Origin of the sequence: Microtetraspora glauca (genome assembly GCF_040656155.1) — a bacterium.
Lineage (GTDB): Bacteria > Actinomycetota > Actinomycetes > Streptosporangiales > Streptosporangiaceae > Microtetraspora > Microtetraspora glauca.
Window position 1 is genome coordinate 17,199 of record NZ_JBFALK010000031.1, and the last position, 14,476, is coordinate 31,674.

Sequence of the window (14,476 nt, forward strand, 5' to 3'; positions counted from 1 at the left end):
GCCGTCCGTCACCGAGCGAGGTCGATCTCTGACACGAGGGCGGTGAGGGTGGTGCCGAGAGATGCGTCGAAGGTCAGGAGGGCGTCGGTGTCGCCTCGGGTCGGACCCCGGTTGATGATCGCGACGGGAATCGCCCGTTCGGCGGCGTGGCGTACGAACCGGTAGCCGGACATGACGGTCAGCGAGGACCCGAGTACCAGCAGCATGCCCGCGCGCTCGACCAGCGCGTAGCAGCCGTCGACACGAGCCCGCGGCACGTTCTCGCCGAAGAACACCACGTCGGGCTTGAGCACGCCCCCGCAGCCGTGGCAGTCCAGGACGCGGAAGGCGTCGATCTCGTCGTCGGCGAGTACGGCGTCGCCGTCGGGGTTGATCGCCCCGGCCCGCGCGTGCCATCCGGGATTGGCCTCGCGCAGTCGCTGGTCGAGCGTCTGCCGGGGAGTGCGTCGACCGCAGGCGAGGCAGCGGACGCGGTCGAGGCTGCCGTGGAGTTCGATCACGTGCTCCGCGCCGGAGGACTGGTGCAGTCCGTCGACGTTCTGGGTGATGATCCCGGCGACCAGCCCGCGGCTCTGCAGCCCGGTGATCGCGTGATGGCCGGCATTGGGGGTCGCACGGGCGATGTGCCGCCACCCCACGTGGCTACGCGCCCAATATCGCCTGCGCGCGGCGGCGCTCCCGACGAATGTCTGGTACGTCATCGGCTCGGCTCGCCGCCTGCGGCCGGTTTCTCCGCGGTAGTCCGGGATGCCGGACTCGGTGGACAGGCCGGCTCCGCTCAGGACCACCACGTCCCCGTCCGCGACGAGATCGACCAGCATGCGGAACCGAGGGAAGGCCGACATGCCCGACGAGTCGAGCAGCCCACCGGACAGGCCGCCTGAATCTTCGCCTACCGCCCGAGTCATCCGTCCATGGTGCCTGACAGCCGTGCCTACCTGAGCCTCCGCCCCCGCCCGTCCGGCGAACTCGGGTGAGGAAGGGGGCGCGGCTTCGGCCCCTCCCGATGTCACGCCGGAGGTCGTGATCCCCCTGACTTCTCCCGCCACGGTCACCCCATATCTGATCTTCCTGGGTCACACGGGGAAACAGCAGCAGGACCGGGTACGTACCTACTCGCAGGATCATGCACAATTAGGCACGAGCGCCCTTAGCTCAGCCGGATAGAGCATCGGACTTCTAATCCGACGGTCGGGGGTTCGAATCCCTCAGGGCGCGCTCATCATCATGGCCTTGACCTGCGGAAACGCAGAGTTCAAGGCTCCTCTGGAACAGAGACCCACCCTCTACGTGCTCGTAGCGTGCTCGCGTGCACAGATCGTGCACGCGACATGATCGGAAGCGGTCGTGCCGGTCGTGAAAGCTCGCCAACCGTCTTGGTGAATGTCCCGATCACACGCGATGGCCGTCCTCGTTTCACGACACCACGCCTCTACCAGCGGAAACTCCTGCACCACTTCCTTGGACGCAACCCTTAGACCATCTCCTTGGATGCGATTGCGGCGGGCGCCGAGGAGGCAGGACAGGAACCATGGACTCCAGGTCCTGATGATTCTCCAAGTCCAGGGACGACCTCGAAGTCCCCAGCTAGGGTTAATGATCAGCTACCTCGCCCTCCAACTTGTAGGTGATCATGGCCGCGATGCTTTTCAAGGACGCCAGCTATCCCGTCAGCTTCCTGGTCCAGGCCGTCGATCTCGGACAGATCGCGCTCCCCGACATCCAGCGTCCGTTTGTCTGGCAGGCGACCAAGGTCCGCTCACTCTTCGACTCCATGTACAAGGGTTTCCCGGTTGGCTACCTGCTGTTCTGGGCAACTGATGCCGACCCAGGCGCCAGGCAGATCGGTACAGGGAAAGCCGTACCGCACTATCTGATCGTCGATGGGCAGCAGCGGCTGACGTCGTTGTACGCCGTGATGAAGGGCATGGAAGTCCTGCGCGAGGACTACTCCAGGACTCGGATCCGAATCGCCTTCCGAGCGGCGGATGAAACCTTCGCAGTCACTGACGCCGCCATCGAGAAGGATCCTGAGTTCATCCCGGACATCAGCGTTCTGTGGACAGCGAGTAACTTCCAGAAGACGGTTCGGGAGTTTCTCACACGTCTGTCAACCAAGCGCGTCCTGACTGAAGACCAGCGCGACCAACTCAGTGAGACCCTGGGTCGGCTCCGCGGTCTCGACAGTTACACGTTCAAAGTAGTGGAGCTGTCGAGCGAGGTCGACGAGGAGCAGGTGGCAGAGGTCTTCGTCCGTATCAACAGCGAGGGCGTGACCCTTAACCAGGCCGACTTCATCCTCACGCTGATGAGCGTGTTCTGGGAGAAGGGCCGTCGGGAACTCGAGGATTTCTGTCGGGCCGCCAAGACACCCACGCTCGACACCGCCTCCTCGTTCAACTGGTACATCCAGCCGCAGCCGCCGCAGCTGCTCCGCGTCACCGTCGCCCTGGCCTTCCGCCGAGCAGTGTTGAAGAACGTCTACACCCTGTTGCGTGGCCGGGACCCGGAGTCAGGAAGCCTCTCCCCCCAGGGCCGGCAGGAGCGGTTCGCAAAACTCGAAGAGGCCCAGGCTCACGTTCTCGATCTCACTCACTGGCACGAGTTCCTTCTATGCCTGGAACGTGCCGGGTTCCGCAGCAGCAAGATGATCTCCAGCGACAACGCCATACTGTTCACGTACGCGATGTGGCTCTTTGGCAAGGTCCACTACGGCGTGCCGATTCCCCGGCTTCGCGAGGTCATCGCGCGCTGGTTCTTCATGGCGCACACCACCGGTCGCTACTCGAGCTCGTTCGAGAGCCAAGCGGAGCGGGACTTCGCCCTGTTCGACGGCATCGCCCCCGGAGACACGGACGGCTACTGCGAGACGCTCGACAACCTGATCAACGACACGCTGACCAACGACTTCTGGACGATCACGCTGCCTAACGGGCTGGCCACCTCAGCGGCGAAGTCCCCGGCGCTGATGGCGTACATCGCCGCTCTCAACATCCACGACGCGCCCGCGCTGCTCTCTCACATACGCGTCCGCGCCCGGCTCGACCCCGCCATCATCGCGAAGCGAGGGATCGAGCGGCACCACCTCTTTCCGCGCAAGTATCTCCGCGAAGCGCTCCAGATCACGGACACCAACAAGATCAATCAGATCGCCAACATGGCACTCGCGGAGTGGCACACCAACATCGCCATCTCTGACAAGGCGCCTTCGGAGTACTGGCCTCAGGAGATCGCCGAGGTGAACATGCCCTCCGAGGTGTTGGCCAAGCATGCCTACCTGCACGCGCTTCCGGAGAACTGGCATGAAATGGAGTATCAGTCGTTCTTGGCCGCACGTCGCCATCTGATGGCGCAGATGACCAGGGATGCGTTCACGCTGCTCCAGGACCAGTCCTACCACCCCAAATACCCGGCCCCTGGCGCGCTGGAGGCCGTGCCGAAATCTAACGGCGTCTTTGGCGTCAAGATCGCAGACCTCATCGATCTCGGCCTGCTGGAGGCTGGCACCACGCTCATCGACCATCAGCGCGGGACGGACGCGACCGCGGTCGTGACCTCCGACGGAAAGATCGACGTTGATGGCGAGACCTTCGACACGCCGTCGGGTGCAGCCTGCGCCGTACTCGACGTGAAGAGCTACAACGGCTGGGAGTTCTGGTACGCAGCAACGGATAACGGGCTGAAGCTGCTCTCCGACCTGCGTGAGGAGTTCGCCCAGCGAGTGGCTCAGCCGGGACTGCCTGAGTGACCAGACGCCGGTGATGGTCCGCCGGGTTCGCTGAGCGTGTCCAATATGTAGGCGCACCAGGCAATGGCTGTGCGTACCGCGAGGCGACTGTCCCTGGCTGCGATCCCGGTCACGGCAGACGTGTTGCCGTGACCGTCACCGGCCTTGTTCCGTAGCGTGCCGACCTTGAGCGCGATGTCCTGCAGGTCGCTCAGGATTGCCCGGACGATGGGTGATGTGGTCGCGTCGATCTGGTCCGGGTGGACGCCCAGAGACTCCATCGTCTTCTTGACCAGCGTGGGAACGTTCAAGTTACTGCCGACCGGCTGACCACGCTGAGCCAGAACGGCTTTGGCCGTGGCCTCGATGAGGTTCTTTGCTTTACCGATCGCCAGGCTGGGGTCGCCCTCCAGGGATCGTTCCAGGCGGGCCAGCTCGACCCGGATGGCCGACGCGTCCGGAAGGACGCCCGAGGCAGCCGCGCCCAGAGCGCGAATGGCGGCCATCGGATCCCCGCTGGGGTCGAGCGGGAACCCGTCCGCGGCCAGGCAGTGGCGAAGGCGCACCAGCCTGCTCTGGTCTGTCGACGACGCCAACTCGTAGATCTCGGCCAGTGTCACCGTCGCGCGTAACACCGCACTGACCACGCCAGGCTCGGTGAGGTCGAGTCCGCGAAGCGTGGTGGAGACATGGCTCGCCGTGCTGGGGACGACCGTGGTGCCGCCATGCGTCGTGGCGGGCTTCCTGCGCAGCGTGATGCCGACCGAGGAGAACGCGCGCTCCGCGTCACGGGTCGATCGTGCGATGTCCGCAATCGCCCCAATGGAATCGGTGCTGAGCAGGGGTGACTTCGTGTCTGTCACGGGCACGAATCTTTCTTAATGGGGGTGTGTTACGTAAGTTGATCTGCTCGATATAAATCAGAAGGCCAGCTGAGAGCCCGAGTGGACACGCGTCTACCGTGGCGTCACGATCGAGTCGTGAAGGGCGCATGCTCAGGTGCACGGCATTAGTGATCCTGTCATTTGGCTCTCAAGTGTTCTCCATTTGGTTGCGGCTGGCGAGGGCGTCGGCGATGGCTTCGATCTGCGCGAGCGCGGTCTTGAGGTCGGCGGCGATCGAACGGGCGATCTCTTCGGGAGAGTGTTGGACCGAGTCGCCTGCTCCGTCGTCCTTCAACCAGGTGATGTCGAGGTTGACCTTGTCGCGGGCGATCAGTTCCTCGTACGTAAAGGATTTGAAGCGCTCAGTTCCCACACGCTCTTCACGGGGTTTGCCGGGGAGGTAGCAGTCGACGAAGTCCTGCAGGTGCTCGCGGCGAAGCGGCCGTTGCTTGAGCGTGAAGCTCTCTCCGGCACGGAAGTCATACACCCATAGCTTGGATGTCCACGGCTTGTCCGATGGCCGCTTGCGCTCGAAGAAGAGAACGTTCGCCTTCACGCCGCCCGCGTAGAAGATGCCGGTCGGCAGGCGGAGCAGCGTGTGGACGTCGTACTCCTTGAGCAATCGACGCCGGATCGTCTCGCCGGCTCCGCCCTCGAAGAGCACGTTGTCCGGCAGGACTACGGCGGCACGGCCGTCGATCTTCATCAGCTTGGCGATGTGCTGAACGAAGTTGAGCTGCTTGTTCTTGGTGGTGACCCAGAAGTCGCGGCTGGTGTAGACGGCCTCGTCCTTGACCACCTTGCCGTCCTCGCCGAGCACGGTGATCGCGGACTTCTGGCCGAACGGCGGATTGGCGAGGACGAGGGTGGCACGCACCTTCGGCTCATTCAGGAGAGCATCACCCACCTCGATGACTTCCTGGTTCTCGCTGGGAACGACTCCATGGGTCAGCATGTTCATCGCCGCGAGGCGGGCCGTACCGCGGACCAGTTCCACGCCATGGAAGGCATGCCCATGGATCACTCGGTTGCGCAGGTCGGGGTTGAGTGACTCCATGGGGTACTCGCGACGCAGGTACTCGTTGGCCAGCAGAAGGAAGCCACCCGTGCCGCAGGCCGGATCGACGATCGTGTCCTCCGGAGTCGGCTGAACGCAGTCCACCATGGCGCGGATCAGTGGACGCGGGGTGAAGTACTGCCCGGCCCCCGACTTCACATCGCTGGCGCTGCGGGACAGGAGCTCCTCATAGGCGTCACCCTTGACGTCCACGCCTTCCTTTGACCACTGGGTCTTGCCGATCAGTTCCTTGATTAGCCGCTCCAGCAGCCCCGTCGCCTGGACCTTGTTCTGGGCGCCGAGGAAGATGAGCCTGAACATCCCGGGGCGTTTGCCGAGGTCCTCCAGTACGTGTTCGTAGTACCCCTTGAGGTCCGCGCCCTTCTTGCTTGCAAGGGTGTCCCAGTCAATCCCTACAGGCAAGACCCGGTTCGGCTTCCCCCTGCGCGCGAGCTTCTTCTCCTGCTCGTCCATCATCTTCAGGAAAAGCAAGTATGTGAGCTGCTCGACGTAGTCGATTGCGGGCACTCCCGCGTCGCGGAGCACATCGCAGTAGCTCCACAGCTTGTCCACGAGCGAACGGGTGTGTGCTGCCGTTTCTCGTGACTCTGCCTCCGGCAACTCCGCTGGCTCCTCGGTTGGCATGGTGGTCACGAGGACAGTTCCTCCTCTTGGAACAAGACTTCTTGATTTCCTGTACGGCTGACGCCCACCGTAGGCGAGGGTACCGACAGAATTCGGGCACTTGCACGGCTGCCATTTCGCACATCCGCGGCTGGGAGCACACTTGGCCTCTGGCGGGTCGCTGCTGTCTCACGGAGTGGTTGCCGCTTAGCTCTGATAGCCTCACGCTCGGCCTGGATTCGCTTCAGAAGCTCCGTAGCGGGTTCATGAATAGGGTCTTGAGACACCAGTCGTCCACTGTACGCGTCGGTGAGCAGCCTATTACGCAGCGCGGCAGACTTTTCCCTTGCGTGATTGATCTGAACAGAAAGAAGATCAACTTCGGCAAGTCTCTTCGTGACCCGTTTCACGATTTCTCGTTGCTCGTCAAGCGGTGGTACCGGGAATTCAACAGATTTGAACCGACTGGCTGAAAGGTGGGCGATGTTGGTCGTGATCCGGGTCTCCTGCATGAAGCGGCCGGCGTGCATGTGGCGGCGAAAGACGAGCAGGGCCCATTCCGGATCCACCTCTGGTCCCGCCCTGAACCGAAGAAGGCTGTTGGTGAAGGCGACTTCCTTCGGCTCTCCTCGGTACATCGCGGGACGTCCCAGGTACTCAGGGCTCTGTCCCTCGTTGAGGAGAATGTCACCTTGGGTAAGTCTGAATTTTTCGAAGACGGCAGGCGGGAAATCCATCTCCATGAGATCGCCGGTGTCGATCCGAGCCTCGAAAACGTTGGCGACGCGGAGATAGGAGCGCATGTGGGGTCCAGAGTGCCAATCCGGATGTCTCTGACGCCCAAGATCTACCTGTCCAACTTCATTGACCGTGGCCATCTTCCAGTGCGCTGGTCCTGGAATTGGTACAGCCTCTACGAGAATGCGCTTCTTGAGCAGCTGCAGCTTTTGCATGCTGAGCTCGATTCTCTCGTCAGTAAGCCCAAGGCATGAGAGATAACTCTCAAGATCCTCAGCAGTGCGCTGCTGCTCATCGGCCGGTGGAACCAGAACTTCGATCTCGCTCAGTGCTTGCTGCGAGATATTGCGCATGGAATCCTTTGTGCCAGTGGCTCGGGCAGATATCGCCTTCCGGACAGTAGGTGATTTGAGGACATGGAGAAGCCAGCTCCGATTTAGCTCTGATGAGGGAACCAGGCGGAGGCTCTTGTCGCTGAGAAGAAGTCGAGGTCGGCAATCACCGACCAGTACCGGTGCGCCGACATACTCCTCAGTATTGGCCCTGCTGACCAGGATGTCGCCAGGCCTGATCTCGTATGCGGGATTGATCTCGCGGTACGCCGGAACGGCTTTGTTCTCGCTTTCGCGGAAAGTCCCCCAGGTCATCGCGCTGACCTTTACGATGCCCCATTCGTCATCCTCGGCTGGACGGGGTTCGCATGTAAAGGATTTTCCTGCCTCGATACGGAGAAGGAGATCGCCAAGCTTTGCGCGAGCCCAGCCGGGGGGCAGGTCGGTCATGCGGTCAGTTCCCTTGCGAGGTCGTTGAGGACGGTGGTGGCGCGGTCGCCGAAGGCATCGTAGAAGCCGTCCTCGCCGCCGCGCAGGTCGAACGGAGCGTAGTCGAGGGCATCCTCGGTGATCTCTGCGCTGTTGACCACGATCTCGCAGAGCCGGTCCAGGAACCAACGCTGCATTGGTGAGAAGGCACCGTGTGCAGCCTCGTGCTTGGTGAGCCAGGCGGCGTACCGCTCCTCGATGAGGCTGCGGAACGGACGGAGTTCGGAATCAAGCTGCAGCTCGTAGCGAAGGATGGAGACCAGATCGGTGGGCTTGGCCTCGTGGCCCGGGGTCTTCACCTTGGTGCCGGATTCCTCGTAGGACTCCCACAGGTGAACTACGTTCCCCACCAGCGGAACGCGCTCGATCCGGTGCGCGAGGTCGCTCACTTCCGCCCAGGACAGTCGTGCCGTCCCGCTGCCCTGAACAGCCTTCATCAACATGATGGAGTCACCGTGTTGGTCCAGGTACGCACGGAATGACGCCACTCGGTTTCGGGCGATCTGTTCGCGAGGTACGGCTTCCGCATGTGTGACCTTGTCGCGGCTGATCTCATCGATGAGCTGGTCGTGCTTGTGCCGGATATCGAGGATCCGGTCACGCAGTTCCGGGTTATCAGCCAGAGGCTGTGCCGCTTCCCGGAGCTGCTCGGCTACCGCATCCTCGCCGCCCTCGTCTGCTGCCCGTGTCAGCGCTTGGACGTCGACTGCGGCAGCGAGGCGCCGCACGAGATCGCGCAGCGTGGTGCCGTGCCCAACCTGGGTGAGCTCGTCGCGCTCGGCATCCGTGATCTGACGTTCGAGGGCGTCCAACCGAGATGCCAGGGTCGCGGTCTGGTTCTCATCCAGGGAGAGTTTCGCGGCGCGAGAGAGCAACTGCTTGAGGCTGAGCCGGTTCTCAGGGTCACGGTTGAGCGGCGTGGCCTGGCATAGCGGGTGATCCGTGACGCCGACGGCGTCCACAATGACGAAGCGGTCCTTCGTCTGAACGGCCGCGTCCGGGGTGACGGCCTGGAGGTCGTCGGGGTCGATGGTGCGGCAGCCGCGCCCCTTCATCTGCTCGAAGTAGACGGCGCTCTTCACGCTGCGCATGAAGAACACGCATTCCAGCGGCTTGACGTCGGTTCCCGTGGCGACCATGTCGACGGTGACCGCGATCCGCAGTTCCGGGCTGGTGCGCAGGCGCCGCAGCAGATCCTTGGGATCCTCGTCGGCCAGCTTGGACTTGTACGTGATCTTCGCGCAGAAGTCATTGCCCTTGCCGAACACATCGCGTACGGCTTGCACGATGTCATCAGCGTGACTGTCGTCCTGAGCGAAGATGAGCGTCTTGGGTACTGACTGCGTGTAGTGTCCGAACATCTGCGGCAGGACACGATCGCGGTAGGCGGTTATCACCGTACGGATCTGGTCCATGGCCACCACAGAACGGCCGATCTCCCGGGCCGTGTAGGTGTAGTCCTCGTCCAGTTCCTCGTACCGCTGCTTCCTGGTGCGGCGATCACGTTTGGGTACGACGGTTTTGGTGCCGTCCTCATCGAGCGCGGAAATCGTGGAGCCGTCCTCGCCGATCTTCGTCTTGATGCGGAAAACGGCGAAGTCGACGTTGACCCGGTCGGCGACCGACTGCTCGTAGGTGTACTCGCTGACTGGGTCGCCGAAGAACGCAAGGGACTGCGCGGTGGGAGTGGCAGTCAGCCCGACGATGGGAGCGTCGAAGTACTGGAGTACTGCCCTCCAGCGGCCGTAGATCGACCGATGGCACTCGTCCACGACGATCAGGTCGAAGGTCTCAGGTGGCAGGTCCTTGTTGTAGACGGCGTCCATCGGACGCGACGGCTCGAACTCGTCCACATCCTGGTCATCGGCGTCACCTGGCGGGAGCGGTTGGTTGGTGAGCGCGCGATAAAGCCGCTGAATGGTAGTGACCACCACGCTGGCCGACGACAGAACAGTGCCGCTTGAGAGGCGTTGGACGTTGTAGTCCTCACCGAGGGTCTGCCCGCTGGCTGTGACGTAGCGGGCGAACTCTCCGGCCGCCTGGTCGCCAAGGTTGTTGCGGTCCACCAGGAAGAGAACGCGCTTTGCCCCGGCATGCCGGAAGAGCCGATAGGAGAGCGTGACCGCGGTGAAGGTCTTGCCCGCACCAGTGGCCATATCGACCAGTGCCCGCTGGTGGTTTCTCCGGAAATGCCCCTCGACCCCGCTGATCGCATCCGCTTGGGCGGGACGCAGCCCATCAGTGTCGAGATCGGGCATGGTGCGAAGCCTGGCCCGGAAGGTCGGGGCGTTCCGGTTCTCGTCGGCTTCGGCCATCCATTGTGCGATGGTCTCGGGCCGGTGGAAGGAGAACACTTCCCGGGATCGTGGCTCCGGGTCGAGCGTGCAGGTGAAATGGGTCTCGACACCGGTGCTCTCGTAGCGGAACGGCAGCGGCTCATCCCGTCGCCACACCGCCATGCGGTGATCACCCGGCAGGGCTGCGGCGTAATCGCCGGACTGCCACTCGACGCCGGTCAGCGGCGTCCCCTCGCGCTTGGCCTCGATTACTCCCACGATCTTGCGATTGACGTAGAGCACATAATCGGCGCGCTTGCGACCGATGGTGAACTCCCGCACGGCCACGCCCGTACCGGCGCTGTGGTTGAGCTGCGCCAGGTCCTGGACTACCCACCCGGCTTCCGCGAGCATCCTGTCGATGTTGCGCCGGGTCTGCGCCTCGGTGAGGGGTGCAGCCTGGCGTGCTCGTTGGGCTATGGCATCCCGACGGGCCGGGCTGACCTTCGCCGGCTGAGCCGCCTTCTGCTCGAACTGCGTCCGCAGACTGCCGAGTTGCGCTTCGAGGGCTTGAACCTGGGCCGCTACCGCGTCGCGTTCGGCCCGCGCCTTGGCGAGTTCCGCTTCGGCTGCTCTCTTGGCGTCAGCTTCTGCCTGTTCCCTGCTATGCGAGCCATCCAGAACGAGCTTCGCCTCGACCAGCTCGCGTTTGAAGCGTTCCAGCTCTGCGATCAGGTCGGCGTTGCTGGTTACAGCGGGAGGCGCGGGCGGAACGAACGCGACAAGCTCTCGCGTCCCAGTGATCGCCCGATGGAGCAGCAGGCCGAGTTGGAAGCACCGTTCCAAGCAACGCAGCGCTGTGGGTGCGTGAGCGACGTGACTGTGTACGGCCGCGTTACCCGAGCGGCGGATCTCGTGGAGAGCGCTCGTGACGTTGGGGGTAATCACATCGGCGCGGCTCAGGGCGTTGATACGGTCCACCAGGTCTCGGCCTTCTACCGGAATGCCGGTGGCGCGAACCATGACCGCCGTGAGCACCTCTATGAACTGACGACACTTGACCAGGGCGCCATTGGGATCGGTGAACACGATCGACTCCGCGCCCGCCCCATAGGCCACCAGCAGCGGCTCGTGCTGGAGGAGAAACCCGAAGTTCGGCGAGTGGTCTGCCAGATCGCCTAAATGTGAGTCGTCCGCCACCCGTGGCCCTTCCATCTTGAGCTGATAACCCATTGCCCAGTCTGCACGATCACGTTGCCGATTTTCGTGATGTTTCGGACATCTCTAGCTGACCGCGCCAGGCACGATCTGGTCACAAATTGCGGCGAGGGGCTGCCTGAAGTTCGGCATACTCATGGCGGACCGTCGGACATCCTCCGCAAGGAGCGCGCGTTGCTGGAATATCCTCCGAAAACTCAGGCGTTCCTCGACTTCGAACGGAATCTGGAATACGCGAAGCAACTCGTCCGAGCCGGCCAGCATCTCGACGCCATCGGCGTCTCAGCCTTCGACGTAGGCGACCTGCACCGAGCCGCCTGGGTGCAGGCGGTCGCCGCGCTCGATCACTGGGTCCACCAAGAGGTGTATCACCGCGCCATCCTGCTCGCGCAGCAGCCCGGGATCCCCAAGCCACGCAAGTTCCGGGAGTTCACCATCCCCATGGAGCTCTTCGAGGACGTCCATCACGGCACGGTGCCCCTCGATCAGGCGCTCCGCAAGCATCTGAAGCAAGTCGTCGGCCGCAAGACCTTCCAGGGACCCGAGGACATCAAGGACGGCTTCGCCATCGTGAGCGACGTCGCCTTGTGGGAACAGGTCACCAAGGCCATCAACAGCGAGCGCTTTGGCGGGACGGAGCGGCTTACGGCCAAAGCCATCAAGCAGATGCTCGGCGCGATCGTATGGAGGCGCAACAAGATTGCACACGAGTCCGACCGCGACACCGACGATGACCGCAAGCGCCACATCAGCGCCGAGGCCGCGATGGAGGCCATCGAGACTGTGGAGATGATCGCTGCTTCGATTCTCGTCGCTGTTGATCGCGCGTCCTGAGCTCCAGTCACGGAACTGTTAAACGGCCGATCTCGCGCTACCACGCTGTCCTGTGATCCATTGCCAAGTCTTGATCTTCCAGCTGTCAATCTTGATCGCCTACCGGGTAGATCTTCGGGTGTCACGAGTCGTGCGCCATCCAGCCCTTTCAGAGGACTGTCCGGGGGTGATGCGGTGTGATCAAGACGTGCCCGTCCCGCAAGCAGGGGACTCGCTACCTCGTACGAGGTGCCCTCCTCAGTGTCGCGATGGTCGGCCTCAGCTCAACGGCTGGCTACGCGATGACCATCCGGGATCCTTACTGCCACGTGTCTCAGCAGGCCTGGCAGGTCTACGACGTCGAGAAGTTCTGCGACCTCGTCAACAAGGACCTCGCCGAGGGCCGGATGCCTGACCTCCTGGCACGGCTGGAGGAATCGCGCCGCGTCCCGCAACCGCCGCCAACGGTCTCCAGGCCGACGGTGTCCGCGAGGCCGCCGCAGCCAAAGAAGCCACCGGACGTGACTCCTGCCAAGAACGACCGCACCACGCCCAGCCGGAACGTGCAGAAGACTCACATCGAGCGGCCTGCTACACCACCGTCTCGTAGGGAGAAGGTGCAGAGCAGCGGGCGGCACCACGGGAAGCCCGTCGATCGCGTGACGGAGAAGCCGCCGCGCGGCAAGGCCATCCGAGCCAAGCAGGATGAGCCTCGCTCCACTCCCACCGTGAAGCCGTCGCCAGCGGTCCCCGAGATTGTGTCTCCGCGGCCCCCTATAACGCTGGGCGAACCTACTGGACACGTCGTCCCGAGTCCCCGCGTCTCCGACGTGACAACGGCTGCCACCAGCGAGCCGCTGATCGTCCCCATCGGAAAAGCCCTGCTGTACGGCATGGCGGTCGCAGGCGCTACTGCGCTGCTGTTGCATCGGCTCCGCCCTATGCCGGCCCGTGCAGAGATGAGCCAGAACGCGGAAATCGACCGGCCAGAGCGGCAGGACGAGACGGGTCCGAGGCTTCGCGGTTTCGCCGTCCCGATCACAGCGAGCGCCCCCGAACCCCGCATCATCGCGGAGCCGGATCACAGCCAGGTGGGCGGCAGCGTGGCACTCGTCACGGTACGGGTCTTGGACCAGGTGACGGTGCACGGTCCGGCCGGGAGCGCAGACTGCAGCCGAGGAAAGGACGTCGCCGATCTCCTCGGCCTGCTGGTAGTTCACCGGGAAGGCATGACCCGGGAGCGGGCGTACCAGCTGCTGTGGCCTGACATCACGCTGGACCACTACGACTGCTTCCACGGGCCGAAGAGCGAGCTGCGTGACAAGCTGGTGCGGGTCCTCGGTCGCCCGCACCAGGGCAAGAACCTGCTCCAGTACGTCGGAGGCCGCTACCGGCTCAACCCACTACTCGTCACCACCGACCTGTGGCAACTCCGCGACGCACTGGCCGAGGCGAAGCAGGCCGACAGCCCCGAGCAGGTGATCGCGTCTCTGCGCAGGGCCATCGACCTGTACGCGGGGCCGTTCCTCCCTGCTGGCACCCATCCGTGGGCCACCGAAGCCGCCGAGGACCTACGCCACGATGTCATCCAGGCACTGCTACGGCTCAGCGAACTCGATCCCGACGCCGATCGCGTGACCGCCGTACTCGAACGGGCCCACCGGCTGGACCCCGTCAATGAGCAGGTGTCGTGCCGGATGATGCGCCACTTCAGCGCCCTCGGCCGGAACGACGCGGTCTATGTGACCTACCGGGATCTCTGCCAGGCCCTCGCGGAGCTGGATGGGCTGTCGCCGTCGACCAAGACACGCGAGTTGTACGGCAAGCTCACCGGCCACGCCTCGTAGCCCGTCACCGCGGTTCCAACCGAGTCGGATGTGTCCCGTAGATCTGCGCCAGGAGGGTGAGCGCCCAGGCGGAGGGCCGCCTGCCCCCGGCGGGCCAGACCTCGTAGTCGTACAGCCTGCTGTCCCGCAGCGTGGCAGCACCGGACGGGTCGAGGTCGTTGAAGGTGGTCACGACCTGGGCGGCGGTGAGCCCGTTGGCATAGCGATAGAGCTTCAACGGGCTCACGTCGTGGTCGAGGGCGAGCACCATGGCGATCTGGTCGACCGTGAAGCCGTGTGCCCGGAGGGTACGGCCGCGCCGTCGGCATTCGAGCAACGCCTGGTAACCGGTACCTGACATGGTGAACCCGCCTTTTCGGCATTCGCGCTGGTCAGTGACGGGCGGACCATAGGCCGACTTCTGGTGAGTGATCGAGTCCGGTCGGGTGGTACGTCAGCAGAACATCAGCCGGTCACGGCGACTTGATTGGC

At 63.6% G+C, this 14,476-nt stretch carries 9 protein-coding genes and 1 tRNA gene; 4 read left to right on the plus strand and 6 right to left on the minus strand.

Translation table 11 applies throughout. The features are described from left to right. Positions 1–8 precede the first annotated feature (8 nt). Positions 9–845 carry an NAD-dependent protein deacetylase gene (locus AB0I59_RS38235; RefSeq protein ID WP_435831178.1) on the minus strand — a complete coding sequence of 279 codons (837 nt, stop codon included), beginning with the start codon at positions 843–845 and terminating at the stop codon, positions 9–11. A 299-nt stretch (positions 846–1,144) separates the two neighbouring features. Between AB0I59_RS38235 and AB0I59_RS38240 the strand changes: the two genes are divergently transcribed. Then, a tRNA-Arg gene (locus AB0I59_RS38240) sits at positions 1,145–1,218 on the plus strand. A gap of 424 nt (positions 1,219–1,642) precedes the next feature. Next, the gene (locus AB0I59_RS38245; protein ID WP_358141116.1) at positions 1,643–3,748 is read left to right on the plus strand and encodes a GmrSD restriction endonuclease domain-containing protein; all 2,106 of its coding nucleotides are present in this window, start codon (positions 1,643–1,645) and stop codon (positions 3,746–3,748) included. On the opposite strand, the gene AB0I59_RS38250 is transcribed toward AB0I59_RS38245, so the two are convergent. The 4 genes from AB0I59_RS38250 to AB0I59_RS38265 form a co-directional block, all read right to left on the minus strand. Beyond that, on the minus strand, positions 3,727–4,590 hold the full coding sequence (locus tag AB0I59_RS38250) for an abortive infection family protein (protein WP_358141119.1): 864 nt from the start codon (positions 4,588–4,590) through the stop codon (positions 3,727–3,729). The two genes, AB0I59_RS38245 and AB0I59_RS38250, sit on opposite strands and share 22 nt — an antisense overlap. Positions 4,591–4,759: 169 nt before the next feature. After that, positions 4,760–6,313: a class I SAM-dependent DNA methyltransferase gene (locus AB0I59_RS38255; RefSeq protein ID WP_358141258.1), complete on the minus strand. Its 1,554-nt coding sequence runs from the start codon at positions 6,311–6,313 to the stop codon at positions 4,760–4,762. A 5-nt stretch (positions 6,314–6,318) separates the two neighbouring features. Next, positions 6,319–7,812 carry a restriction endonuclease subunit S gene (locus tag AB0I59_RS38260; RefSeq protein ID WP_358141122.1) on the minus strand — a complete coding sequence of 498 codons (1,494 nt, stop codon included), beginning with the start codon at positions 7,810–7,812 and terminating at the stop codon, positions 6,319–6,321. Continuing rightward, complete coding sequence (locus AB0I59_RS38265) at positions 7,809–11,360, minus strand: DEAD/DEAH box helicase family protein (protein ID WP_358141125.1); 3,552 nt, start codon at positions 11,358–11,360, stop codon at positions 7,809–7,811. The genes AB0I59_RS38260 and AB0I59_RS38265 overlap by 4 nt, the downstream gene beginning before the upstream one ends. Positions 11,361–11,519: 159 nt before the next feature. Between AB0I59_RS38265 and AB0I59_RS38270 the strand changes: the two genes are divergently transcribed. Both AB0I59_RS38270 and AB0I59_RS38275 read left to right on the plus strand, forming a co-directional pair. Further along, positions 11,520–12,179: a hypothetical protein gene (locus AB0I59_RS38270; protein WP_358141128.1), complete on the plus strand. Its 660-nt coding sequence runs from the start codon at positions 11,520–11,522 to the stop codon at positions 12,177–12,179. Between the two features lie 809 nt (positions 12,180–12,988). Next, entirely contained in the window at positions 12,989–14,005 is a 1,017-nt protein-coding gene (locus tag AB0I59_RS38275) for an AfsR/SARP family transcriptional regulator (RefSeq protein WP_358141131.1), read from the plus strand. 4 nt (positions 14,006–14,009) lie between these two features. Here AB0I59_RS38275 and AB0I59_RS38280 read toward each other — a convergent pair whose 3' ends face one another. Further along, entirely contained in the window at positions 14,010–14,345 is a 336-nt protein-coding gene (locus AB0I59_RS38280) for a hypothetical protein (RefSeq protein WP_358141134.1), read from the minus strand. Positions 14,346–14,476 lie beyond the last annotated feature (131 nt).